The following is a 24,271-nucleotide window of genomic DNA, read 5'->3' as shown; positions in this document are numbered from 1 at the left end:
GACGGCCGTTGCCGTTTTGACGGGCGGCACCGGATTTTCGGTCGGAAGGGCGCTCGCGTCTCCGGACCCGGGCCAGGTGGACGACATCCCGACGATCGACGAATGGCAGATTCAGTACCCGACCACCATGACGAACCCATACGAAGATTCAGTCGGCTCGGGGGGTGACTGGGGTGGCGTCGGAATGTGGTGCCAGAATCTCCACGCCAACTGCAGCTGATCGGGTGCCCCGTTAATCCAGCAGTGACCGCGCCCGAGCCAGCAACCCCGGAAGCGTTGCCGCCATGGCCTCGAATTCCGCCCGCGGCGAGCGCCTTCGCCGGTTGTGCTTGACGATCAGCGCCCAGGTCGCCGCCGACTTGAAGCACGCCAGCGCCATGAACCAGGCCAGGTCGGTGACCCCGCGGCCCAACCCTTCTCGGTAGATCTCGGCGAGCTCGGCCATGGGCGGCACCGTGCCCGCCGCCACCGGAACACGCCGGTAGGTGTCCGGGTCGCAGTTGATCAGAAACCAGCCCGCGTCGATGCGCGGATCGCCCACCGACCAGATTTCCCAATCGATGACCGCGTTGATGCGGGGCCCGACGGCCATCAGGTTGCCCAGCCGGAAATCACCATGCACCACGCTCGGCGGCACAGCCGTTGGGGCGCAATCCAACAACGCGTCGCGCAATTCCGGCCAATCGGGCACCAGCGCCGCGTCGACGGTCCGCAGCGTTTCGCACCATCGCCAGACTTCGGCAACCGCATCGACGACCGGTTCGGCGGCTAAGCCGAGCCCGCTCGGCGAGAGACTGTGCAGCGCGGCCATGACCCGGCATGCGTTGCGGTACCGCTCGAGAAGGGCGCGGGAACCGGCGCAGCCGTCGAATAGCGGTTCCACACAGGTGCCGTCGACGTGTGACATCACGAACAAGGGCGGCGTGCGCGGCGGGTCGCCGGAGTCCTCCCACAGCACCTCGGGCACCGGAACACGCGTCCCGGCAAGCGCTTTGATGATGCGGGCCTGCCGCAGCACGTCGCGATGGCCGATCGGTTCGACGCCGGGCGGTGCGACCTTGATCACCACGGGATGGCCAGCCAAGGCGCCTTTGAACGTGAGGCTGGACGCGCCGCCGGTCAGGGGGGCGACGCCGGTGACGCCGCGGTCATGCAGTCGTCGCCGCAGCTCCTCCGAATCGAGCTCGGCCATTCAGCGGGCGGGTTGGGTCCACCCGACCTCGGCGAGGAAGGGCCGGGTGTGCGCGATGCGACCGGTCAGGGTCTTCGGATCACCGGTACACAGCCGGAAGGCGGTCTCGGTGATCAGTTCGATGTCCTCGGTGTCGGTCTTGGCCAGGTCCAGCGCGCCGGCCCCGGGCGTGGCGACCGGATTGCTGGGGGCGGCGGCGTTGACGGCGATGCCGTCGTCGTACAGTTCGGCCGCAAGGCTTTTCGTCAGCCGGTTCAACGCTGCCTTGACCGTCCCGTAGATGCCGAAGCCCGCGGTGCGATCGAACTCCGAGAACGGCGGCCCCGGCGGCAGATCGCCACCCACCGAGGTGAGGTTGAGGATCCAGCCGCGCCCCCGCTCGCGCATCGCCGGAATGGCCAGCTGGCTCAACTGGAGGGGGCCGAGAACGTGCATCTCGAGCATCACCCGGGCCCGCCGTTCGGGAAACGCGTCCAGGGGACGCAGGAAGGTCACCGCGGCGTTGTTGACCAGGATGTCCGGGGCGCCGACCGCGCCGACCACTTCGGCGAAAAGCCTTGCCCGATCTTCGGATTGGGACAGGTCCGCTTGGACCGCGACGGCCTTTCCACCGGCGGCGACGATCTCGTCCAGGGTCTCGCTCAGCGACCCCCGGTATTTAGGATCGGGGTCCATCGTGCGGGCGGTCAGCGCGACGGTGGCACCGCGGGCGGCGAGCCGTGCGGCGATCGCCTTGCCCAGCCCGCGGCTGCTGCCGGTGACAAGCGCCACCATCCCGTCGCACCGTTGGTCAATGCTCACCTGCGGCCTCCTACGGAAATGGGTTCTCCGTATCAGAGAATGCCATTATCCCCGGTCTATCGGAAGGCCCGTCCGCGCAGGGCGTCGATCGAGTAGCTTCCGCCCCCGGTGAAGACCAGCAGGAAGAATGCGAAGCAGAAAAGGACCGCCAGCGTCCCACCGTTGCCCGCCGGCGGATCGGCGACCGGCCAGAGCCCCTGGGGTTGGTGGATCCAGAAGTAGGCGACCGCCATCTGCCCCGAGGCCACGAACGCGGCGGCGCGGGTGAACAGTCCGGCGGTGATGAGCAGACCCGCAACGACCTCGATCAACCCGGCATACCAGCCGGGCCAGGATCCGAATTCGATGCGAACCGGCGACCGGACGGGCCAATCGAACAGGCTCCTCGAACCGTATGCGGCGAAGAGCAAACCGTAGACGAGCCGAAACAGACTGAGCACCGCCGGCGCGTAACCGTCCAGTCGCCGATCCAAGTCCCTTGTCACGATCGCAAGGTTACGGTCGCGGCCCAGCCGAGCAGACGTCGCCAAAGCCGGTGGCGGCTCGACGCCATGTTGTGGCAATGCGCGCTGTCGGCCACCACCAGGGTGGTGATGTCCGGGCAACTGCGATACACGGCGGCCTCGGCGCGCGGATCGGGTGAAACGTCGACGGCACCGTAGCCGATCAACACCGGGACGTCGATCAGCGCCGCGTGTTCGGCGACGACACCGGGGATCATGGCGGTGCCGAACACCCGCGGCACCATCGACGTTGCGACCACGCGGTCCGCCGCCACCACGCCTGCCGGAACATCGCTGAGGTGGAACCAGCTCTGCAGGTGCTCGCGCGGCCCCTCGAAGTAGGGCCGCTGAAGGGCGGCAAGTATCTCCCGGGCGAGCTCGGCGCGCCCCCGCGGGGTTGCCGAGCGGGCGATGAATGCCGGGTCCAGGTTCAGCGGCGCCACGTGTTGATTGGTGCACCCGAGCAGGGCCAGCGCGGTGAAGCTGGAAAACAGCGCCTGCTGCGTGATCGCCAGGTAGCCGCCGAGGGAATGGGCCATGGCCACCGCGGGTGCCTGGATTCCGATGGCGCTCGGCAACTCCGAAACCGCCTGCGCGAGCGTGGCGGCGATGTCGCTGAAGTCGAAATCGCGTGCCGGCTGCGAGCTCTCGCCGGTACCGAGCGGGTCTATGGTCACCACGGCGTAGCCGTTCCCGGTGGCGAAATCGGCGAAGCTATACCCGTGATGGCCGGGGATGCGCAGGTCCCAGTAGTCGCGACTGTAGGTGCCGCCCGGCAGGCAGACCAACAGTCCCAGCGCCTTGGCGCCGGTGCGCGCGGGGTAGTACGTCGCCGCCAGCGACGCCTGCTCCCCGACCACGTCGCCCACGTCGAACCGCAGCGGTTGGGCGGGACAGGTCATACGACGCGATCCTGCCACGACAGTCCTGTACACACATACATGTACGTCCGCACGCGAGGAGGCGTCTTGACCTATCTGCTTCTCTTCTGCGCCATCTTCGCGGAGGTCATCGCGACCAGCCTGCTCAAGAGCACGGAAGGCTTCACCCGCCTGTGGCCGACGGTCATCTGCCTCACGGGTTACGCCATCTCCTTTGCGCTCCTGGCAGTGTCGATCTCGCGCGGCATGCAAACAGACGTCGCTTACGCGTTGTGGTCGGCGATCGGCACCGCGCTCATCGTGCTCATCGCGGTGCTGTTTCTCGGCTCGACGGTCTCGGTCGCCAAGGTCGTCGGGATCGCGCTGATCATCGCCGGCGTGGTGACGCTGAACCTGTCCGGCGCGCACTGACGCTAGGCGCGGGCCGTCAGCGGTGCACTCAGCAGGCTGAGTAGCGCGGCGCTCACCTCGTGGGGGCGTTCCTCCATGACATAGTGGTCGGCGCCCGGCAGCCGAATCAGTGTGGCGCGCGGAATGGACGCGGCCAATTCGCGCGCGGTGCTCAACGGGATATAGGGATCGCGGTCACCCCAGATCACGGCGACCGGGCACCCTATCGTGCCGAGTCCCTGCGCAAGCCACCCGACGGCGGGCACCGGGTAGTGCGCGAAGAAGTTCCAGAACGTGCGCTTTCCTTCGGGCGAATTCATCCAGCCCAGATACTCTGCTTCGAGCGTGGCATCGAAGCAGCCGAGTCTTCGGTAGCGGGTCAGCGCCACATGGTGCAGGGTGGCCAGCGGAAGACGTTGTGCGGCTTGAGACGGAGCCGGGTGGGTGGCGATCCAGTGTTGGCCTCGCGAAAAGCGGTAGAACCATGGGCGAAAGATGCCGTGTGCGCGGGTGTTCAGCAGTGCGAGTCGCAACACGCGCCCGGGATGGCGGATGGCGTAGCCGAGGCCGATGAAGCCGCCGTAGTCATGCGCGCAGAGGTTGAACCGTTGCCATCCCAACTCCTCGACGAATCGTTCGATCCGCGCTATCTCGTTGTCGTAGGTGGGTGCGGTCGGCGGCGGATCGGAGCGGCCGAAGCCGGGCCAATCCGGCGCCACGACGTGGTGGCGTTCGGACAGCGCCGCGATCTGGTGGCGCCAGCAGGATGCGCTCTGCGGGTAGCCGTGCAGCAGCAGCACTGGCTCTCCCCTTCCGGCGGCCTCTCCGAACACGTTGCATCCGTCGATGTTCCACATGGTCGACAACCTATTCGCAGCCGAGGTCGCGCTGCCCCTCGCTTTGAGACACACGGGGCTCGATTCCCGCCACCGTGAGCTCCTGCGCCGGCGCGATAGCTCTTGCTCTCAACGCCGTTTCGTCGCCGGCCCGTGAGCTGGTGTTTACGTAACAGCCTTCGACCGCGCGCCTGGTGTGCAAACATCGCTGCCAGACTGACGGTCTGCCGCCCCCGGGCGGACAGGTTGATTGCGGCAACCTCGAGGGAGTAGGACCCACCATGACCGATGTCGAGCAGACGCCTCCCGACGGACTGTCTCCCTCCGCCCCCGCGCGGGCGGACCTGGTTGAGCACTCCCGCACCGGGATGAGCGCGGCCGCGCTGCAGCGGGCCATCAACGACCACCTGCGCTATTCGATCGGCCGCCCGGCAGCGGCCCGCCGTCCCGAGCACTACTACCGGGCGCTGGCGCTGGCCGTGCGCGACCGCATGCAGGACCGCCGCGTGGTCTCGACGCAGACCTCGCTCGATCTCGGCCGCAAGGTGACCTGTTACCTGTCGGCGGAATTCCTGATGGGCCCGCAGCTGGGCAACAACCTGCTCAACCTCGGCATGGAACGGGCGGCCCGCGAAGCACTGTCGGCGATGGGCCAGAACCTGGACACGGTCCTGGCCTGCGAAGAGGAGCCGGGCCTGGGCAACGGCGGCCTCGGACGACTCGCCGCCTGCTACCTGGACTCGCTGGCCACCCTGGAGAGGCCGGCCATCGGCTACGGGATCCGTTACGAATTCGGCATTTTCGATCAGGAGATTCACGACGGCTGGCAGGTCGAGCAGACCGACAACTGGCTGGACCACGGGAACCCTTGGGAGATCGCCAAACCCGACGTCAACTACTTGGTCAAATGGGGCGGCTACGCCGCTCACTACACGGACGAAGCCGGAAAAGACCGCGTCCGATGGGTGCCCGGACGGGTGCTCAAGGGCGTCGCCTACGACACGCCGATTCAGGGCTACGGCGTCAACACCTGCAACGTGCTGACGTTGTGGAGCGCGCGGGCCGTCAAGTCGTTCGCGTTGGAGGCCTTCAACACCGGCGATTACTACGGGGCCGTCGAGGACGAGGTGATGTCGGAGACCGTCACCAAGGTGCTCTATCCCAACGACGAGCCGGAGGCGGGCAAACAGCTGCGCCTGCTGCAGCAGTATTTCTTCGTATCGTGCTCGCTGCAGCATGTGCTGCACATCATGGATGATCTTGCCGACGTCTCGGTGAAGGAACTCCCCCAGCGTTTTGCGTTGCAGCTCAACGACACCCATCCGTCGATCGGCGTCGCAGAGCTCATGCGGTTGCTCGTTGACGAACGCGAACTCAACTGGGACGAGGCGTGGGAGATCACGGTCGCGACGTTCGGCTACACCAACCACACGCTGCTGCCGGAGGCGCTGGAGACCTGGCCGCTGGAGATGTTCGCCGAGGCGCTGCCGCGCCATCTGCAGATCATCTACGAGATCAACCGCCGGTTCCTCGACGAGGTGCGCGCCCGGTTCCGCGGTGACGAGGAGCGGGTCAGCCGGATGTCGCTCATCGGCGAGAACGGCGGCAAGAGCGTCCGGATGGCGCACCTGGCCACCGTCGGTAGCCACGCCATCAACGGTGTCGCCGCGCTGCACTCGGAGCTACTGAAAAGCAGTGTGCTCAAGGACTTCTACGAGATGTGGCCCGAGCGATTCAGCAACAAGACCAATGGCGTCACACCGCGCCGCTTCCTGGCGCTGGCCAATCCGGGATTGCGGGAATTGCTGGACCGCACCGTCGGTGACGGCTGGCTGACCGATCTGGGTCGACTGCGCGGACTGGAGCCATTCGTCGACGACGCCGCGTTCGGGCGGGAATGGCGCGACATCAAACGCAACAACAAGGCGCGTCTCGCCAAGTACATCCGCTCGGTGGCCGGCGTCGAGCTCAACCCGGACTGGATGTTCGACGTCCAGGTCAAGCGCATCCACGAGTACAAGCGGCAACATCTCAACGTCCTGCATGTGATCGCGCTGTATCACCGGCTCAAGCGCGATCCGGGCCTGTCGATTCCGCAGCGGGCCTTCATCTTCGGGGGCAAGGCCGCGCCCGGGTACTTCATGGCCAAGCGGATCATCAAGCTGATCAACGCCGTCGGGGAGACCGTCAATGCCGACCCGGACGTCAACCCGTTCCTGAAGGTGGCGTTCGTGCCGAACTTCAACGTGCAGAACGCCCACATGATCTACCCGGCCGCCGACCTGTCCGAGCAGATCTCCACCGCGGGTAAGGAAGCGTCGGGCACCGGGAACATGAAGTTCATGATCAACGGCGCTTTGACGGTCGGCACGCTCGACGGCGCGAACGTGGAGATGCGCGACGAGGTGGGGCCGGAGAACTTCTTCCTGTTCGGCCTGACCGAGCAGGAGGTCGAGGCGGTCAAGGCGGGTGGATACCGGCCGGCCGATTACATCGACGGCAACGACGAGCTGTGCGCGGTGCTCGATCTCATTGCCGGCGGCACGTTCTCGCGGGGCGACACCGAGGTGTTCCGGCCGCTGGTGGACAACCTGCGCCATGACGACCCGTTCCTGGTGTGCGCCGACTACGCGTCCTACGTGAACTGCCAGGAGCGGGTGAGCGCCGCGTGGCAGGACAGGGAGTCGTGGACGAAGATGTCCATCCTGAACACCGCTCGCAGCGGTAAATTCTCATCGGATCGGGCGATCGCCGAGTACTGCGACGACATCTGGAACGTGTGGCCGCTGACCGTCAAGATGTGAGAAACCGGCGGATAATCGCGGTGCCCGGGCCTAGGATCTCGGCATGTCAATTCTCGGCGATGCCACGGTCGTCCTCGCGCGCCTGACGAGGTCGACGTCCAACGCGCTACGGGTCGAGCTCTCCACCCCCGACGGTGCCGAATTGGCGCGCGCCCAGCAAAAGGGCGGTGCCGGAGTGCTATTCGGCTTCAAGAACGGCGGCAAGAGCGAGTACACGCTGTCGGCGGCCGACGGTGATGAACTCAAGATCGCGGTGGCCGGAACGACAACCATCACCAGGCAGGGCACGCCCGTCGGGAAGATCGTCCCCGCCGACGGGGCGGCGCGCCTGGAAGACGGTGGCGGCATCGTGCTGGCGGTGGTACGACCGCACACCGGACACAAGGCCGACAGCGCCTGGCACCATCGCGTGTTGTCACCGTCCGGTGAGGCGCTCGGCGTCCTCACCCTGATGACCGTTCACACCGGTTGGAGCGACATCGAATCCGAAGCCATTCAGCTGTTGTTCAACCGCAACGTCGCCACCCTGAAGGCACCATCGGCCGGTGCGATGCTCAGCCTCGCCGCGCCGGTTCACCCGCTATTGGGCGACGTCCTGGCCGCGGCGTGCGTCGACTTCTCGGTGCTGCCCCGCGGGTACATCGAACAAAGCCAGACCTAGCGGTAGCCGGGCAGGTCGGGCACTCCTCTGGCGGTCAACCATCCGCCGCCGTCGACCACGAGCGTCGCCCCGGTGACATACGACGCCGCATCACCGGCGAGGAAGAGCACCGCTTCGGCGACCTCGGTGGTCGAGCCCGGCCGCCGCAACGGATTTTGCGTGGTGCGATGCGAATCGTCACCGGCGACCCTCTTCACTCCCTCGGTGCCCGACATCGCCCCGGGTGCAACGACATTGACCCGTACCCCGTCGGGTCCCCACTCGATGGCGCAGGCGCGGGTGAACGCATCGACGCCGGCCTTGGCCGACACGACGTGGGCCTGCAAAGCCATACCGCGATACTGGGTCGCCGCGCTGATGTTCACGATCGATCCGCCGTGATCGCGCAGCCATAGTTCGTAGGCCGCCTTCGACACGTTGAACGTCCCCACGAGGTCGATGTCGACCACGGCCTTGAATCCGCCTGTGCTCAGGCCGCTGACGGGCACGGGAAAATTGCCGGCGGCGTTATTGACGACAATGTCCAGGCGGCCGCAGGTTCGCACCACGTCCCCGACGACGGCCGTCACCTGATCGTGGTGCCGGACATCGCACACGCCGTAGCCGGCCTCGACGCCCGCCTCCCGTAACGCCGCAACGGCCGCCGCAAGGTTGGCTTCCTTGCGGCTGCAGATGACGATCCGGGCCCCGTGGTTGCCCAGCACCCTGGCGATCTCCAGGCCCAGACCGGTGGCTCCGCCGGTGACCAACGCCACCTTGCCCTGCAGCAGATCGGCCCGAAACGGGCTGCGCCGGGCGCTCACGCCGTTCGCGTGCACCGCTTGACCTGTCCGTTGCTATCCATCGCCACAGGCTACGACGGGTGGACGATCGGTCGACAGTGGACGTTTTCGCTGACCACCGCAAGGATCGACATCGTGACCCCTGGCAGGAGGAAAGTGACCCTACGATTCCGTCGGCTTGCGCTGGCCCCGTTGACCGTGGTGCTGGCGATGCTGCTCGCGCCGTCCGCTTCGGCCGACACCTACACAGATCGGCTGGTGGGCAGGTTCAATGCGCAGACGCACGTGCTGGCCGACCCGGCGGCGAATCCGCCGTTGCAGGACCCGGACAGGCTCAACGACCAGATCCTGAGCAGCCGATGGACGTGGAGTTCCACGCCGCCCATCTGGGTGGCGGCGGTCGCCCGCAGTCAGACCGGCATCACCACGCCGGATGCCATCCACAACGTCATCCTCGGGCGTGATCCCGCGTTCAGCGGGATCATTCTGGTCATCGACGCCAAGGGGTATCACGTGCGCGCCTACAACGTGCCCAAGGCGATCGCCGACAGCGTCGATCCGTTGATGAGCCAGTCGGCCAGGGCCCACCGAAACGACCCGCAAGGCGCGACCAGCGAATTCGTCAGCAAGTTGACCAAGGTGGACGTGTCCTCCGGGGGGCCGGCGGCCACCACCTCCCCCGTCGTGCACAAGAACCCCGACCGCTGGGCGTGGCTGTGGAGCTTGCTGGTCTTTGTCGCCGTCGCGTTGAGCGTGGTCAGCCTGATCTGGTTCGCTGTGGGCCGAAATCGTAAGCGCCGCAAGGACGCAGAGGCGCGCGAGCAGATCAAGCAGCAGTTGATCACCGCCGAATCGGAGATCAGCGACCTCGACAACGCGGTGCTCACCAACAGCGAAACGGACGTCAGCGCCGAATCGACGAAGGCCAACGCCAGCCTGTACGACGCCAGAAAGGCCTACGAGACAGGCGACTACGGCGCCGCGCGGGCGCACCTGAAGGTGGTGGAGTCGACGGTGGCCAAGGCCAACCAGAAGCTCTATCCCGGCCGGCCCGCGCCCAACGTCGCCGCCCTCGACGCGGTGCCCGAGGACGACCGCAAGCAGGCCTCGGTGCGGGCCAAGAATCCCGACACCGGCGAGTACGTGACGATCAACAACAACAACTACAGCACCACCCCACAGCCCGGTTATCCGCACTATTACGGGGGTGGCTACTACAACGGGATGTTCTTCTACCCGGGCTACTACCCTTACGCGTTCTGGGGGGCGGGCTGGGGCTGGGCGCTCACCGACGTCCTGCTGATGGATGCGCTGCTGGACGACCATTGGGGCGGCGGCGGGTTCGAGCGCGGCTTTGAGGCCGGCCGAGACTCGGCGTATACCGATGCCGGCTATGACAGCTCTGACAGCGGCCAGGGCGCCGGCTACGACAGCCAGCAAACCGATGTCGGATTCGGTGGCGGTCATGACTCGGGCGGCGACACCGGCTTCGCAGGCAACGGCGGCTCGTACTCCGGCGGTGGCGACGTTGACTTCGGCGGCGGCTGGGACTCCGGCGGTTGGGATTCCGGCGGCGGGTCGGATTTCGGCGGCGGCGGGTCGGACTCCGGCGGCGGCGACTTCGGGTTCTGAATGCCCAGAAGTATGGTTTTCCGGGTGAGCACGCACAGGAACCCCGGCATCCTGCTCGCCATGGTGGCAATCGGGGCGAGCGCGTGTACGGGTTGCGATCATCCGCGACGCGGTGGATAACCGGAAGCGGTGACGCAGAAGGAGGGCGATAGTGACAGAGGGATTGTTCGGTCTGCTGACCGTTGTCGCCTTGGGTCTGGCGTTGACGCTCGCCGCCGTTGCCGCCGCATACGTCAGGCGGTTGGAGAGGCGGACGACCAGCCCGAGAAGCGAGGAAATCGGCAGCGCCAAGGAGGTCGTGCGCAAGCTGCGCAAACGCGAACCGATGTCCCCGGACGAACTGGATTACGCCCGGCAAGTCGTCGCCGACCGTAGCTCCTTCATGGCGTTGTGCATCCCCGGCGCCCTGTTCATGCTGGGCTGCTTCTACGTGTTCGGCAGTCTGTACCACTTGCATGGAGCCACTCCCTCCGAGCGCACGTTCCTCGGGGTGATTCCCATGTTGACATCGACGAACCTCGCCCTACGGCTGCGTAGTAGCGCGCGGCTGAAGAGGCGTCTACGCAGCGCGCCCATCGCGTCATGACAGGGCCGCGACCGAGGATCGGCACACCCGGATCGCGCCGGCCGCCCGGCTGCAGTAGTCTCTTTACCGACATATGTCAACCTTGTTGATATACGACGAGCTGCTGACCGTCCTGAGGTGGAGCGGAGATGAGGCGGGAACGGTTTAGCACTGGGGCGCGAAAGGTGATGGAGTGAGCCGTCGTTCGGTCGGCAGGACTGCCCTGGAACGGGGCTGGATGCCGCTGGTCACCGTCATCGCGGTCGGCGTGGGCCTGTTGTGCATGTACAAGGTGCACCAGTTCTCCGAACCGGAGCCGGTCATCACCGTCAACGGTCCGCAGGCGCCCGAGCAGTTCAATCTCAAACGCATTACCTATGAGGTGTTCGGCTCCGCCGGCAAGGGCGGGAAGCTCGTCTATATCGACATCGACGGTCATCCGCATCAGGTCGATTTCACGGCCCTGCCGTGGTCCCACACGGAGACCACCACGCTCTCGGTGGCGTCCGGAAGCATCTCGGTGCATGTTCGCAGCGGTCGGGTGAGTTGCCGGATGCTGGTGGACGGCGTGGTCCGCGACGAGCAGTCGGACGACCATCCGGACGCCGACGTCGAGTGCAGGGTGAAATCGGCATGACCGAGCATCGCCTCGACGAGCCCCGGGTCAAACGCCCCTTCATCCCCAGGATGGTCCGGGCTTTCGCGATACCGATCATCTTCTTCTGGGGTCTTCTCGCGGTCGCCACGAATACCTTTATGCCCCAGGTGGAACGGGTCGCGGAGGAACTCGCCGGACCGATGGTGCCGCACTACGCGCCCTCACAGCGGGCGCTGCTGCACATCGGTGAGAAGTTCCACGAATCCAACTCGACCAACCTGACCATGGTGGTGTTCGAGGCGAACCGACCGCTGGGAGACGCCGACCACCGGTACTACGACGACCTGATGCGCCGCCTTCAGCACGACACCCGTCACGTGCAATACGTGATGGACTTGTGGGGCAAGCCATTCACCGCGGCGGGGGCACAGAGCGTGGATGGCAAGTGCACTTACGTGCTGTTGCGCCTCGCCGGCGACATCGGCCAGATCCAGGCCAACGAATCCGTGGCGGCCGTCCGCGACATCGTCAAAAAGGACACGCCACCGCCCGGCCTCAAGGTCTACGTCAGCGGCGCGGCCCCGCTGGCCTCGGACACGCTGGCCATTGCGAACGCGAGCCTGAACAACGTCACGATCGTCACGATCTGCCTCATCGTCGTGATGCTGCTGCTGGTCTACCGCGCCCCCTCCACCCTCTTGGTGCCCCTACTCGGCGTGCTGATCGAGATGCTGGTCGCGAAGGGAATCATCTCGACACTGGGACATCTCGGCTACATCGAACTCTCGTCATTCGCGGTGAACATCGTCATCGCGCTGACCCTGGGAGCGGGAACGGATTACGGCATTTTCTTGATGGGCCGCTATCACGAGGCCCGGCAGGCCGGCGAAAGCCGGGAGGACAGTTTCTACATCGCGTACAAGGGCGTCGCGCCCATCATCATCGGCTCCGGACTGACGATCGCCGGCGCGTGTTACTGCTTGACGTTCGCGCGGCTGAACTACTTCCACACCATGGGACCGGCCGTCGCGATCACCATGCTGTTCACCATCGCCGCGGCGATGACGCTGGGCCCGGCGGCGTTGACCGTCGGCAGCCTGTTCGGGATGTTCGACCCGAGGACCAACGCCAAGGGATATCTGTATCGGCGCATCGGGGCGAGCGTGGTGCGGTGGCCGGTGCCGATCCTGGTGGCCAGTTCGGCCGTCGTCATGCTCGGGGCGATCTTCGTTCCCACCTACCGGCAGAACTACGACGACAGGCAGTATCAGCCGGCCAGTGCGCCCGCCAATCTGGGTTTCCAGGCGGCCGACCGGCACTTCCCCAAGAGCAAGCTCTTCTCCGAGATGCTCATGGTCGAAACCGACCACGACATGCGCAACTCGGCCGACTTCATCTCGCTCGACCGGGTCGCCAAGGCGCTGATCCGCCTGCACGGTGTGGCGATGGTGCAGGGCATGACGAGGCCGTTGGGGCGGGCGCTCGAGCACGCCAGCATCCCCTACCTGTTCACCACACAGGGCAGCGGCAACGGGCAACAACTCCCGTTCAGCAAGGAGCAGAACTCCAACACCGATGCGCAGGCCGACATTCAGGCGCACTCGGTCGAGGTCCTGCGCAAAGAGATCGGCTTCTTCCAAAAGGTGTCCGACGAGCTGCACCAGACCGTGCTCACCGTCGAAGACCTGCAACGGGTCAGCGACGACATCAGAGACGAGGTCTCCAATGTCGACGATTTCTTCCGGCCGATCAAGAGCTACTTCTATTGGGAGAGGCACTGTTTCGACATCCCCATCTGCTGGACGTTTCGTTCGCTGTTCGAGACGATCGATCAGATCGACAAGTTGGCCGACGACATCGCGGACGCCAAGGTGTCCCTCGAGGAGGTGGACAAGGCGTTCCCGCAGATCATCGCCCAACTGAAAGCCACCGCCGACGACACCGAGGCGCTGCAGTCGAAGTTGGTCAACAGTTACGGATCTGCGGATCTGCAGACCACCCAGACCGCGCAAACGTTCGATGATCTGATCAACGTCGGCAACGACTTCGACAAGTCCCGCAGCGACGACTACTTCTACATCCCGCACGAGGGCTTCGACAACGACGACGTCAAGACGGGAATGAAGTTGATGATGTCGCCGGACGGCAAGGCGGCCCGGTTCATCGTCACCCACGAGGGCGACGCGATGGGCCCCGAAGGCGTGGAACACGTCAAACAATTTCCCGACGCGATCAAGACGATCCTCAAAGAGACCTCCTTGGCCGGCGCGCGGATCTACATCGGCGGTTCGGGGTCCAACGACAAGGACATCAAGGAATACGCGATGTCCGACCTGATGATCGCGGCGATCGCCGCCTTCGTGCTGATCTTCTTGATCATGATGTTCATCACGCGAAGTCTGGTGGCGGCGTTGGTGATTCCCGGCACGGTGGCGTTCTCCTACGCCGGCGCGTTCGGGCTGTCCATACTCGTGTGGCAGCACCTGATCGGCCTGCACCTGCACTGGCTCGTGCTGCCACTGACCTTCATCATCCTGGTGGCGGTCGGGTCGGACTACAACCTGTTGCTGATCAACCGGGTCAAAGAGGAGCTGCACGGCGGAATCCACACCGGCCTGATCCGGGCGCTGGGCAGCACCGGCGGCGTGGTGACGTCGGCCGGTCTGGTCTTCGCCTTCACCATGCTGGCGATGCTCACCAGCGACCTGCGGACGATCGGTCAGGTGGGTTCGACGGTGTGCATCGGCCTGCTGCTCGACACGCTGATCGTGCGTTCGTTCGTGGTGCCGTGCATCCTGCGGATCCTCGGACCGTGGTTCTGGTGGCCGACCTTGGTGCGTACCCGTCCGCTGCGGCAGGCGGCCGCCCCGAGCTAGCCGGCGCCCTTCCCGTTGTCGACGCGATAGACCGCGCCGTGCACGGCGGCCGCGGCATCGCTGGCGAGGAAGGCGATCACGTTCGCCACGTCACGGGGTTGCATCATGCCGCGCGGCGACGCCGTGCGCATGATCAGGTCGTAGTTCGGGTTCTCCGGCGCGCTGAAGTGTTCGAGCTGCGGGGTCAGCATGCCGCCCGGGCACACCGCGTTGACGCGCAAGCGGTCCGCGGTGTATTCCACCGCCAGAGCCCGAGTCAGCCCGACCAGGCCGTGCTTGGCGGCGCAGTAACCGGCCGAGTACGCCTGGCCCTCGACGCCGGCAATGGAGCCCACGTTGACGATGTTGCCACCACGCTCCAGCAGGTGCGGCAGCGCCGCCCGGCACAGGAAGAACGGCCCGTTCAGGTTGACCGCGAGGTCGTGCGCCCAGTCCTCGTCGGTCATCGACTCCGTCCGCCGCATCTGGTGTTGTCCGGCAACGTTGACCAAGACGTCCAGCCCGCCGAACGCGCGCACGCACTGCTCGACCGCCTCGCGGCAGGCCTGTGCCGAAGCAACGTCCACCGATGCGTAGGAACCGTTTTGGACGTCGGCGAACACCTCGGCCAGGCGGGCCGTATCCCTGCCGAGGCCGAAAACCGTTGCGCCCTTGCGGGAGAACAATCGAGCCGTCTCAGCGCCGAGACCCGACGACGCACCGGTCACCAACGCGACCTTGCCCTGCAGTGCCGACACAACCGTCCTTGTCAGTAGGAACGCATCCGCGCAAAGCTACCGCGCAGCAGCCCCAGGGGAGCAACAAATCTCGGCCCCCACAGGGTCATCGCACGGCGCGCGGTCAGTAACACGATCAGACTGATCGCCATCCTCCCGAGGGCGACCCGACTGGTTCGCCTCTTCCAAGTCGGCGGCGCCGAACCCGCGCGCCGGCCGAGGTAGTAGCCGACGCATGTCGCCATTGCGAGAGCCACGATTCCGGCAACCACCGTCATGGTGATGAGCGTGTCGCGTCAGCGTCGCGGCGAGGTCACACACGAGACACACCTTGGCCAATACGGCCGCCGATGGGTGGGGCGCTAACCGATCTCGCTCACCACATGGACGGCGACATAACCGATGGGGATGCCGGTCCAGGTGGCGATGCACTTGCGCGCCGCCAGCTCCACCGCTCCGCGGAGGGTGGTGCGGGTGACCCTGCTGATCTCGGGAATCCGAATCATCCACCCGTCGGCGTCGCGAGTGACTTCGATATCGAAGCACTGGCCGACCATCGGGCACTTCACGCGAGGAACCACCCGCGACGCGCGGGAGCTGCGCAGCGATTGGCGGCGCAGCAGGCTGGGCTGAGTGGGCATGGCTGCTTTCGGAGAGTCGCAATCGAACCGCGGGCAAGATTAATGCGCATCGCGGCGAAAACCTAATCGGCAGCCAGACCGGCTCATGGCTGAGGCACAGTCTCTACCAAGTCGTTGCCTGGACTTAACGTTTGAGGGCGAGCGCGATGCCCAGCTCCGATGAGCAGCGAACGTCCGCCCTTGCTAATCCGGTCGGCTCGGCGGAAATTCCGCGCGCTTCTCGATGGCCTCTCGATAGGCATATACCCGGCCCGAGATCGTCCCGAGCACCGCGATGGTGCGACCGCCCCGCCCGTACGCGGCGACGAACTCCCAGGTGTCCGGATTGCCTTCGACGATCTTGACGGCGTCGTAATCAGTTGGCACGCCCAGCATCTGCAACTTTACGTCGTATTGATCGGACCAGAAGTAAGGCACCTCGTCATAGGGCTCCGCATCCTGCGGTCCCGCCAGCAGAGTCCGCGCCGCAGCCGCACCCTGGCGGCCCGCGTCGTCCCAGTGCTCGGTACGCAGGTGCCGCTCGTACAGCGGGTGCCACCAGCGCGCGACGTCACCGGCGGCGACGACGGTGACCTCGCCGGTGCCGCCCTCGGCCACCCCGGTGGCATCGCAGATCACGCCGTCGTCGACCCGCAGTCCGGAGCCCTCCAGCCAGTCGGTGGCGGGAGTCACCCCGAGCCCGACGATGACGAGGTCGGCCGCAACCCGCGAGCCGTCGGTGAGCCGAACACCCTCCACCCGGCCGTTGCCCACGAAGCCATCGACGCCCACGCCGACCCGCAGGTCCACGCCATGTTGGCGGTGGAGGCCGGCCCAGCGCGACGCCAGCTCCTCACCCAACGCGGAAAGCAATGGGCCGCTTCCCTTTTCGATCAGCACCGTCTCCAGGCCGATCGACCGGCAACTCGCGGCTACCTCGGCGCCGATGAACCCGCCGCCGACAACCACGACCCGCGGACGCGAGCCCAGCCGGTCCCGGATGGCCAGGCAGTCGTCGACGGTGCGGAGCATCAACACGCCGTCGGGCACCGCGCCGCCCGGCCATTCGCGGGGCACCGCACCGCTGGCGATCACCAGTCCGTCGAACGGCAGCGAGAGGTCCTGGCCGTCGCCACGCACGGCGACGGTGCGCGAGGCCATGTCCACCGTGAGAGCCGATGCGCCGCGCAGAACGCGCGCATCCATATCGGACTGGGGCGCGAGGTCGACGCCGGCCCGGTGCACCTTGCCGGTGAGGAACTTCTTGGACAGCGGGGGGCGATGGTACGGGGCGTACCGCTCGGCGCCCACGACGGTCAGTGCGCCGTCATAGCCCTCCTGCCGCAGGGTCTCCGCCGCTCGCGTGCCCGCCACGCCGGCACCGACGACGACAACGTTTCTGAGCTGGCGACTCGGCATCGGTCCGTCAGTCCTTCACCGTGATTGCCTGCGTGGGGCACGACACCTGAGCGCCGATCAACTGCTGGCGCAGCTCCTCCGGCGCCTCGTCCTGCAACACGTGGAGACCGTCCTCCCGCACGTCGAACACGTCGTGGCAGATGCTCATGCACACGCCGTTGCCATCGCAGGTGTCGAGATCGACCGATACTTTCATCGCGCCTCCGCCTTTCGTGCTCCGTGGCCCGAGGTTTGGATCCCTTTCGTTTGATCCGGGGACTTGCCGTGGGAGCGCGCCCGCTCCCGGGCGTCCTTCGCCGCCGGCGAGTACTCCAGGTAGTCGATCGCCATCTGGGTGTCCGCCTCGTCGTTGGGGTGATGGCTGGGCCGCATGTAGCGGACGGGCGTCGTGACCAGAAGCTTCCACGGTCCCGGCAACCGGTATTCGCGGGCGGCCCAGAGCCAGTCGCGCCAGCGCCACTTTTGATCGATAGTCGGGTCGTGAGCCATCAGGTACTTGGCTCCGGCGACCCACCACCCGATGAACAGCGGCGCGGTGAACAACATCGAGAACGCTCGGATGAAGTAGTTCCCGCAGACGTGTTGGTAGACGTCGAAGACCAGCGAGCGGTGCTCGACCTCCTCCGCGCCGTGCCAGCGCAGCAGGTCAAGCATCATGGGGTCGGTGCGCGCATAGTCCAGGCCCCGGTTCGTCAGCACCCATTGGCCCAGCATCGCCGTGAAATGCTCCAGCGCCGCCACATCGGCCAGCCGCCGGTAGAGCCACCACCGCTTCAACGGCGGTGGGAAGAACTTGGGTGGATCACCCAGTGTCAGCGACAGCATTTTGCCGAGCCGGTCGGTGTACGGCTTGGTGTCGATGCCCTGTTGTGCCAAATGGTCCAGCACCACCTGGTGCGCCCAGGCGTGCCAGGACTCCTGCTGGATGAACGGCTTGATCGCCGCCTCCAGCTCCGGGTCGTCGACCAGCGAGGACGCCTCGAGAACAGCTTTGATGAAGTGCCGCTCCCCTTCGGGCAGCAGCAGATGCAAGACGTTCATCATGTGGGTCGAGAACGGGTCGTCGGGCACCCAGTGCAGTGGCGTCTTCGACCAATCGAACCGGACCATCCGGCGATACAGGGGGTGTCCCTCGTGGTGAAGTTGGACCTCGGGCATCAGCAGCTCCCTCCCGACTACTGCGAACAAGCGTTCACTCGCCCGCGTACCCACACGGGTGGCTGGTTATGCGTACCGGCGGTACGAGGTTTGTGGCTTCCAGCGATTGACTCGACACGATGAACCGCAGGACCCGATTTGATATCGACTGCGACCCGCCACTTATGTTGACAAAAGTCACAAAATTAACATCACGCGATGCAGGAGTTGTCGGTGAGTGCGCAGCGGTCGCGCCCTCTCCCCCGGCGCGACGTATTGCGCTACGCCATCGCTATCTCTGCCCTGCCGGCGCTGTATGCGGCATCGACAACCGCCACGGCCCGCGCCGTCGTCGGCGCCACCCCCACATTGGTCGACTTCGCCGCGCGCCAAATTCCGGCGCAGCAGATCAGAGCCGCCGGCCACTCCGGGGTCATCAACTACGTCTCGCTGTCGCGTCCCGGCTCATCCATGGGCGCCAAGCCGATCACGCGGTCCTACGCCGAGCAGCTGACCGCAGCGGGGCTCATCATCGTCAGCAATTACCAATACGGGAAGCCGGGTGGGACGGCGCCATCGGACTTCAGGCGTGGATTCGAGGGCGGCGTTGCCGATGCGCGCACCGCCTGGAAGCTGCATACCGAGGCGGGTGGTGGCCAGAGCGCCCCGATCTTCTTCAGCATCGACGAGGACATCAGCCACGACACCTGGAAGAATTTGGCGCTCAAGTGGTTTCGCGGCATCAACTCGGCGCTCGGGGTGCAGCGCACCGGCGTCTACGGCGGGATTGATGTGTGCCGATGGGCCGCCGCCGATGGCGTTATCGGGAATTCAAGCACCCCCGGCCACCGATGGGCCTGGCAAACCAAGGCCTGGTCCCGCGGGCAGGTCGACCAGGCCGCCGTTCTCTACCAACGCGTGGTGAGTACGCCGTCGAATCCCGGCCCGGTAGTCGGGGGGCTCCAAGTCGACGTCAACGACGTCCTTGCCGCGGATTGCGGTCAGTGGAACCTACATCGGTGAGCCCGATGTTGTGGCGCCGCCGAATATCCGGTGGAGCTAAGGGGACTCGAACCCCTGACCCCCACACTGCCAGTGTGATCGAGTGTGTTCGCTGGTGTCCGCGTATGTCGCGTTTGCGCAGCTGAACGGCTGTATCTGTACGTCAGCGAACATTGCCGAACATGGGCGGATTCGATGCTGGTTTGGGTAATCGTTTGGGTACGGTTGCGCTTTGCTGGCGTCGGTCCCGGCGCTGGGCGCTCCGCTCACTCTCACGCTGGAGGTTGTGATCTAGGCCAGTGATCGAGTCACACTCCGGCTACAGCACGTGCCAGCGGACCGGCACGGGATGGCGGTCGACTCACCGCAGTGCGACTCGTTTGACACCCAGCGCCGGGAAGCCTCACCTGCGTTTCGGTGATCGCTCCTGCTGCGCTACCTCGGACGCCCAACCCTCGGTTAGCCACCGCTGTGCCACCGCCTCGGGTACGTCGGCAGTGTCGCCACTGTCGAACACTTCGCCCTCGTGGACGCACTGGAACTCTTGTCGCACTTCGACTTTTGCCATAATCCAATCTCCTTACGCTGTCGGCAGTCCGGTCAGCGACAGCACCGCGCTCAGACGTTCCACCGCGAGATTCAGTCGCTCCTCGCAGACGAACCGGACAATGTTGGACGTGAAGTCGTTACCGTCCGACCCGGTGCGCAACACGATAGCCTCACGCAGCACGACGAATCCAAATTTGTTGGTGTCCAACACAAGCGTGGTACTCGCCGCGATCTGCGTGGTGGCGACAACGTCGATCCCCCAGACCTGATTGGCCTGCTCGGCGCTCGGGTCCGCGTTCAATAGGTAACGACCCTGTGAGTCTTTCGACCTTCGCACAGCGCAGAACGTAGACGGGTGCATCACAACAAGATTCGCCTCGGCCAGTGCCGCACCGGTTCGCAGCGACGCTATCTCCTTCTCCACCGCATCAAGGGCCGTGTCGGTGCCGATCGTCGCGGTGAGGATGCCTGACGAGGAAAGGAATCCGGTGAGATGTGTTGCGGTGCCGTCGCCCAAGATCAGCTCGGAGTTTTCGACGTTGATAACCTGCCGGGTCAACTCCTGCTGAACGTAGGTGACGAACCTGTCCCAATCGCTCAGAATCTCCCACGACACGCCGGTGTGTGCCGCGAGTTTCTTTGCGGCAACGGTGATTGGTCGGTCGTGTAAACAAGCTCGGGCTTCTGCGCACCCTCGGCGACAATCGCCGGTGCCCTGGTTGTCGCTGTGGCGCACATACTCGAGTGACGGTGCCGAATCGGTTGCACGGGAAGGTCAGCCGATTGATTGCATGGATGCGATGGAACAAGTGATCGACAGGTGCGCCGGGCTGGACGTGAATCGCGACACGGTGGTCCTCGTCTTGGAACTTGCCCACCCGTACATCGGCGACACTGCGGGGTCCCCGGAGCCGCTGGACGCGGTTATCCAGGTCTCTCGGCCCCTCCGGCGTAGTCGCCGTGCACTACGGGGACCGCGCGGTGATCGGCATCTGACGTTCCTCAGATCGCCCGCCGCTGTCTGCGCACTCAAGCAGCGAAAAGCAGCGCTTTGGTGGCGTCTCCTCGCCTCAGAGGCTTGCCGCGAAGTCGTGGAGGCTGGTGACGGTCTCCTGGTATGCGTCGGGCATGTGCGCCGGCAACATCATGTAGGCGGCGTGGCAGGCGCCCGGAACGGTCCGCAGACTGGCTGCGACTCCAGCGCTTGAGCTTGTGGTAGTAGGCGACGCCCTCGTCGCGAACCGGATCCAGCTCGTTGACCGAGATGAGATGCGTTGGTAATCCGGCTAATTCATCGATGGTGGCACGAGCAGCCGAGGCGGCGCCGCACTCGACAACCTCAGATCTCGCATCTTCGAACTCCAGGGTCAACCACCGTCAACGCAGGACCATCGAGCTTGGCGATCGCCTCTGGCAAGGTCCGCTGTTCGTGCCGGACCTGTTGTGTACCGCCGCAGACTAAGCACACCGTGCGTTCGCATCTCGAGGATTGCCCGGGTTCCCTACGGCTCGTGATGGGCTGTGGTGGGCGGTGAGGCTGGTCTTGGACGATGGCCATCGCTGCCTCAAGCGTGCTGGCGGCGGGCAGCAAGCCCTGTGGGTCGCCGATCCGCAGCATCCGGGAGACGGCCTCACCGGATACTATTGCCCAGCCTATGCCGGCGCGCCCGCAGTAGACAGAGACCCTGTGCAGCGCCAAGAAACCTTCGGTTCCAAAGAAATTCAGGTCGCGCAGATCAAGGATCAGCCCGCGGCAACGCATCAGATGCCCGAACGTGTACTCGGTCAGAGTGTCAGCGTTGGATGCGTCGATGCCGCCGTAAGCTCTGATGACAGCTACGGACGACCTGAGGCGACGACTGGCTAACTGTGCGGAACGACCCTCCCACGGCTGGGAAAGAAAGCCGCTGTCCGGCAGCGCGGAGGGGGCGAGAAAAGTATTCATGGTGATTCCCGATATGCGGTTGCCACCGAATGTGTCCGGCGGGAGCCAATGCTCAGCGAGGACAGCGGCGGACGGCTGACCCCATCCCGAACTGGTTGAGAGTCTCAACATGATTGACGCTTCACCCTGCCGGAGCAATTGTCAACACCCCGTGGACCGCATCTTGGGGTGCGGCCACAACGAACCGTCGATCGGAGATCGTCACCATCTGCGTGACATCGTCGAACTGGGTTTGTTGGACGGTCCCGAATCCCCGGCGGGACGGCCGCCATTCTTCGGAGTGGGTGCGGAGATGCTTAGTCCAAGCGAATCGGGAAGCGTGGCGACAATGGCGGCGGTGCGTGCGCGAACTGTCGTGGCGAGCAGCGGGCCGCGTTGGTCGTGCAGGATTCGGTAGCGTCGGCGCCCCGGTTCGATGTAGGCGAGCAAGTCGATGACGAAGCGTCCCTTTCGACTTGGGGTCGGACGCAGTCGGTGAGCTGACCAACGGCGCATGCATCTCAGATGGTTGGGGGTTGTCCGTCGCGGCCGGTGAGGGTTGCAGTCATGCCGGGGAGTAGCAGATCGAGGAAGCGGTCCAGTTCGGCGGCGCCGTCGTAGGAGGCTAGGGCGGGTGCCAGGGCGCGCAGTTGAGGGAATTCGGTGATCGCGAGTCGGTGCAGGCCGAGCCGGAGCACATCGTCGGTTTCCTCGGGGCGCTCGATAACCTCCTGCAACTCATTGAGGATGTGGCCGTGCAGGTAGCCGAACAGCACCCGGTAGATGTGCAGGGCATCCTCGCCGGTGAAGCCGGCAGAGGTGAGCAGTGCGAGGACGTCCTCTAGTGGCCGCAGCATTCCTGGTGGCCGCTGCCCGAGCGGGGTGGCCAACGGTCGAGTGACCAGCAGCGGAACCACGTTGGGATGCGACAGGGCCAATTGACGGAAGTCGCGCGCGACGGTACGCAGCTGACCGGCCCAGTCCGGATCGGTACTGTTCACGGTTAGCTGTGCGAGCACGATCTCGGCGATACCGTCGAGGACTGCGGCTTTGTTTGGGACGTGCCGGTAGAGCATCACCGGATCTTTGCCCACCGCTTCGCTGAGGCGGCGCATCGACAGTCCGTCCACACCGTCGCGGTCCACGATCCTTAGCGCGGTCTGCAAGATCACGGATCGGTTGAGCTGACCGTTGTCTCTGCCGGCGGCGAACGGGTCCTCGTCGTCAGCGCCCCCATCGGGCCTGGTCGACTGTCTCGCCATCGCCTCAGCACTCCCCTTCTGCCTCATCATCAAAGCGGCTAACCGTCCCAAATCACCATCGGTCGTCAACGATATTAGTTATCACTGTGAGTTTACACTGTTGACACTAGCCTGCGTGGGGGGTGTAATGGATTTTGGGACTGCGATTGGGGACCTCGACATGATTGTCATCGTTGGATTGGTTGTTCTACTCGTCGCCGTCATCGTCGGGTTCCTCGGCGTGCTGAACAATGCGGGGGCCGCTCACCCGCTGACCGAGAACTTCTCGGTGTTGGGCTATCACGTCACCGGGTCGACCGGCACTTTGTTCCTCTTCGGGATCGTGATCGGCGCGCTGGCGATGCTAGGTCTGAGCGTGTTGTTGGCCGGTGCACAGCGCACCGCGGGCCGCGGGCGCGATGCCCGCCGCGAACTTCAACGGTCGCGGCGCGAAGCGGAATTTGTGAACCGAGACCGCGATTTCCAACACCAGCCCGTCGGGGCGGCCGCCGGCTCAACGGCGAACTCGGAATTGGCCACGACCCGACCGAGGAGGATGAGGGATTCCTTCCTCGGTCGCCGGTCGTACGGTCGACAACCGACCGCACCGCGCGCCGTCGGCAGACGCCGGTAGGCGCCGGTTCCAGTCGACAGAGGTGAGTTCTCAGTCGCGGTCTGCGATGACTGAAACGAAGAATCCGCAACGAACAGAGGTCAGAAGCAATGAGCATAGGTAAGAAGATCGCCCACAAGCTCGAAGGGGCCAAGGGCGTCACCAAGAAGATCTTTGGCCGGGCCACGGGTAACACCCGCCTGCGCACCGAGGGACGCGCCGATCAGTTCAAGGGCAACACCAAACAAGCAGGGGCAAAGATGAAGGACGCCTTCAAACACTGACCCGGACAATCCTCGTCCCAAACATCGACACAGAAACTAGGTAATCGTCATGATCATTCTCGGAATCATCCTTATCGTCCTCGGGCTGCTCCTGCCTAGCCTCGTCCCTACCTTTGCCTTCGCCCATATTTGCTTGGTCATCGGGGTCATCCTCCTCGTCGTCGGCTTGTTGCTGATGGTCGCGGGACGGATGGGACACGCCGTCGGTGGCCGGCGCCACTACTACTAACCGACGACCTCTGGTT

The 24,271-nt window shown here is 65.3% G+C and carries 26 protein-coding genes; 11 read left to right on the top strand and 15 right to left on the bottom strand.

The features are described 5' to 3' along the window. Nucleotides 1-232: 232 nt before the first annotated feature. From G6N51_RS26345 to G6N51_RS26330, 4 genes are all read right to left on the bottom strand, one after another. Nucleotides 233-1,192, bottom strand: a complete 960-nt coding sequence (locus G6N51_RS26345) for a phosphotransferase family protein (RefSeq protein ID WP_083172623.1) — start codon at nt 1,190-1,192, stop codon at nt 233-235. After that, nucleotides 1,193-1,966: an SDR family NAD(P)-dependent oxidoreductase gene (locus tag G6N51_RS26340; protein WP_083172621.1), complete on the bottom strand. Its 774-nt coding sequence runs from the start codon at nt 1,964-1,966 to the stop codon at nt 1,193-1,195. An 83-nt stretch (nt 1,967-2,049) separates the two neighbouring features. Next, nucleotides 2,050-2,478 carry a DoxX family protein gene (locus G6N51_RS26335; RefSeq protein ID WP_083172619.1) on the bottom strand — a complete coding sequence of 143 codons (429 nt, stop codon included), beginning with the start codon at nt 2,476-2,478 and terminating at the stop codon, nt 2,050-2,052. Then, nucleotides 2,475-3,398, bottom strand: coding sequence for an alpha/beta hydrolase (locus tag G6N51_RS26330; RefSeq protein WP_083172617.1), 924 nt, complete (start codon nt 3,396-3,398; stop codon nt 2,475-2,477). The genes G6N51_RS26335 and G6N51_RS26330 overlap by 4 nt, the downstream gene beginning before the upstream one ends. A gap of 66 nt (nt 3,399-3,464) precedes the next feature. Here G6N51_RS26330 and G6N51_RS26325 point away from each other — a divergent pair, with 66 nt between their 5' ends. Then, nucleotides 3,465-3,788: a DMT family transporter gene (locus G6N51_RS26325; RefSeq protein ID WP_083172664.1), complete on the top strand. Its 324-nt coding sequence runs from the start codon at nt 3,465-3,467 to the stop codon at nt 3,786-3,788. Between the two features lie 2 nt (nt 3,789-3,790). Here G6N51_RS26325 and G6N51_RS26320 read toward each other — a convergent pair whose 3' ends face one another. After that, nucleotides 3,791-4,624 carry an alpha/beta fold hydrolase gene (locus G6N51_RS26320; RefSeq protein WP_083172615.1) on the bottom strand — a complete coding sequence of 278 codons (834 nt, stop codon included), beginning with the start codon at nt 4,622-4,624 and terminating at the stop codon, nt 3,791-3,793. 347 nt (nt 4,625-4,971) lie between these two features. Here G6N51_RS26320 and G6N51_RS26315 point away from each other — a divergent pair, with 347 nt between their 5' ends. Beyond that, nucleotides 4,972-7,407, top strand: coding sequence for a glycogen/starch/alpha-glucan phosphorylase (locus G6N51_RS26315; RefSeq protein ID WP_142275010.1), 2,436 nt, complete (start codon nt 4,972-4,974; stop codon nt 7,405-7,407). Between the two features lie 43 nt (nt 7,408-7,450). Continuing rightward, complete coding sequence (locus G6N51_RS26310; protein WP_083172613.1) at nt 7,451-8,068, top strand: hypothetical protein; 618 nt, start codon at nt 7,451-7,453, stop codon at nt 8,066-8,068. Here the strand turns inward: G6N51_RS26310 and G6N51_RS26305 are convergent. Next, entirely contained in the window at nt 8,065-8,886 is an 822-nt protein-coding gene (locus G6N51_RS26305) for an SDR family oxidoreductase (RefSeq protein ID WP_083172611.1), read from the bottom strand. The genes G6N51_RS26310 and G6N51_RS26305 overlap by 4 nt on opposite strands. Nucleotides 8,887-9,006: 120 nt before the next feature. Between G6N51_RS26305 and G6N51_RS26300 the strand changes: the two genes are divergently transcribed. The 4 genes from G6N51_RS26300 (at nt 9,007) to G6N51_RS26285 (ending at nt 14,521) form a co-directional block, all read left to right on the top strand. Continuing rightward, nucleotides 9,007-10,482: a hypothetical protein gene (locus tag G6N51_RS26300; protein WP_083172609.1), complete on the top strand. Its 1,476-nt coding sequence runs from the start codon at nt 9,007-9,009 to the stop codon at nt 10,480-10,482. A 151-nt stretch (nt 10,483-10,633) separates the two neighbouring features. Continuing rightward, nucleotides 10,634-11,068 carry a hypothetical protein gene (locus G6N51_RS26295; RefSeq protein ID WP_083172607.1) on the top strand — a complete coding sequence of 145 codons (435 nt, stop codon included), beginning with the start codon at nt 10,634-10,636 and terminating at the stop codon, nt 11,066-11,068. A gap of 217 nt (nt 11,069-11,285) precedes the next feature. Beyond that, nucleotides 11,286-11,684 carry an MmpS family transport accessory protein gene (locus G6N51_RS26290; protein WP_083172605.1) on the top strand — a complete coding sequence of 133 codons (399 nt, stop codon included), beginning with the start codon at nt 11,286-11,288 and terminating at the stop codon, nt 11,682-11,684. Next, the gene (locus G6N51_RS26285) at nt 11,681-14,521 is read left to right on the top strand and encodes an MMPL/RND family transporter (protein ID WP_083172603.1); all 2,841 of its coding nucleotides are present in this window, start codon (nt 11,681-11,683) and stop codon (nt 14,519-14,521) included. The genes G6N51_RS26290 and G6N51_RS26285 overlap by 4 nt, the downstream gene beginning before the upstream one ends. Here the strand turns inward: G6N51_RS26285 and G6N51_RS26280 are convergent. The 5 genes from G6N51_RS26280 to G6N51_RS26260 form a co-directional block, all read right to left on the bottom strand. Further along, nucleotides 14,518-15,258: an SDR family NAD(P)-dependent oxidoreductase gene (locus G6N51_RS26280; protein WP_083172601.1), complete on the bottom strand. Its 741-nt coding sequence runs from the start codon at nt 15,256-15,258 to the stop codon at nt 14,518-14,520. The two genes, G6N51_RS26285 and G6N51_RS26280, sit on opposite strands and share 4 nt — an antisense overlap. Before the next feature lie 341 nt (nt 15,259-15,599). After that, the gene (locus G6N51_RS26275; RefSeq protein WP_083172662.1) at nt 15,600-15,794 is read right to left on the bottom strand and encodes a long chain fatty acid-CoA synthetase Faa4p; all 195 of its coding nucleotides are present in this window, start codon (nt 15,792-15,794) and stop codon (nt 15,600-15,602) included. Nucleotides 15,795-16,061: 267 nt separating this feature from the next. After that, nucleotides 16,062-17,276, bottom strand: coding sequence for an NAD(P)/FAD-dependent oxidoreductase (locus G6N51_RS26270; RefSeq protein ID WP_083172597.1), 1,215 nt, complete (start codon nt 17,274-17,276; stop codon nt 16,062-16,064). A gap of 7 nt (nt 17,277-17,283) precedes the next feature. Continuing rightward, on the bottom strand, nt 17,284-17,472 hold the full coding sequence (locus G6N51_RS26265; RefSeq protein ID WP_083172595.1) for a ferredoxin: 189 nt from the start codon (nt 17,470-17,472) through the stop codon (nt 17,284-17,286). Beyond that, on the bottom strand, nt 17,469-18,434 hold the full coding sequence (locus tag G6N51_RS26260; protein WP_083172593.1) for a metal-dependent hydrolase: 966 nt from the start codon (nt 18,432-18,434) through the stop codon (nt 17,469-17,471). Before G6N51_RS26260 ends, G6N51_RS26265 begins: the two co-directional genes overlap by 4 nt. Before the next feature lie 198 nt (nt 18,435-18,632). Here G6N51_RS26260 and G6N51_RS26255 point away from each other — a divergent pair, with 198 nt between their 5' ends. Further along, nucleotides 18,633-19,436 carry a DUF1906 domain-containing protein gene (locus G6N51_RS26255; RefSeq protein WP_083172591.1) on the top strand — a complete coding sequence of 268 codons (804 nt, stop codon included), beginning with the start codon at nt 18,633-18,635 and terminating at the stop codon, nt 19,434-19,436. Nucleotides 19,437-19,818: 382 nt separating this feature from the next. Here G6N51_RS26255 and G6N51_RS26250 read toward each other — a convergent pair whose 3' ends face one another. The 4 genes from G6N51_RS26250 to G6N51_RS26230 all read right to left on the bottom strand — a co-directional run bounded on the left by G6N51_RS26250 (nt 19,819) and on the right by G6N51_RS26230 (nt 23,150). Further along, nucleotides 19,819-19,983 (bottom strand): hypothetical protein, encoded by a 165-nt coding sequence (locus tag G6N51_RS26250; protein ID WP_158086231.1) that lies wholly within the window; start codon nt 19,981-19,983, stop codon nt 19,819-19,821. A gap of 12 nt (nt 19,984-19,995) precedes the next feature. Continuing rightward, nucleotides 19,996-20,700, bottom strand: a complete 705-nt coding sequence (locus G6N51_RS26245) for a phage major capsid protein (RefSeq protein WP_083172589.1) — start codon at nt 20,698-20,700, stop codon at nt 19,996-19,998. A gap of 603 nt (nt 20,701-21,303) precedes the next feature. Then, nucleotides 21,304-21,909, bottom strand: coding sequence for an STAS domain-containing protein (locus tag G6N51_RS29745; RefSeq protein ID WP_083172587.1), 606 nt, complete (start codon nt 21,907-21,909; stop codon nt 21,304-21,306). Between the two features lie 500 nt (nt 21,910-22,409). Further along, nucleotides 22,410-23,150, bottom strand: coding sequence for a TetR/AcrR family transcriptional regulator C-terminal domain-containing protein (locus G6N51_RS26230; RefSeq protein WP_083172585.1), 741 nt, complete (start codon nt 23,148-23,150; stop codon nt 22,410-22,412). Nucleotides 23,151-23,310: 160 nt separating this feature from the next. On the opposite strand from G6N51_RS26230, the gene G6N51_RS26225 reads away from it, so the two are divergent. The 3 genes from G6N51_RS26225 (at nt 23,311) to G6N51_RS26215 (ending at nt 24,255) form a co-directional block, all read left to right on the top strand. After that, nucleotides 23,311-23,763, top strand: a complete 453-nt coding sequence (locus tag G6N51_RS26225) for a hypothetical protein (protein WP_083172661.1) — start codon at nt 23,311-23,313, stop codon at nt 23,761-23,763. Between the two features lie 89 nt (nt 23,764-23,852). Beyond that, complete coding sequence (locus tag G6N51_RS26220) at nt 23,853-24,026, top strand: CsbD family protein (protein WP_083172583.1); 174 nt, start codon at nt 23,853-23,855, stop codon at nt 24,024-24,026. A 49-nt stretch (nt 24,027-24,075) separates the two neighbouring features. Further along, complete coding sequence (locus G6N51_RS26215) at nt 24,076-24,255, top strand: DUF6131 family protein (RefSeq protein ID WP_083172581.1); 180 nt, start codon at nt 24,076-24,078, stop codon at nt 24,253-24,255. Nucleotides 24,256-24,271: the final 16 nt, after the last annotated feature.

Source organism: Mycobacterium paraseoulense (assembly GCF_010731655.1).
Classification (GTDB): Bacteria; Actinomycetota; Actinomycetes; order Mycobacteriales; family Mycobacteriaceae; genus Mycobacterium; species Mycobacterium paraseoulense.
The sequence above is the reverse complement of the archived record's forward strand: the minus strand, read 5'-3'. Positions and strand labels throughout refer to the sequence as shown.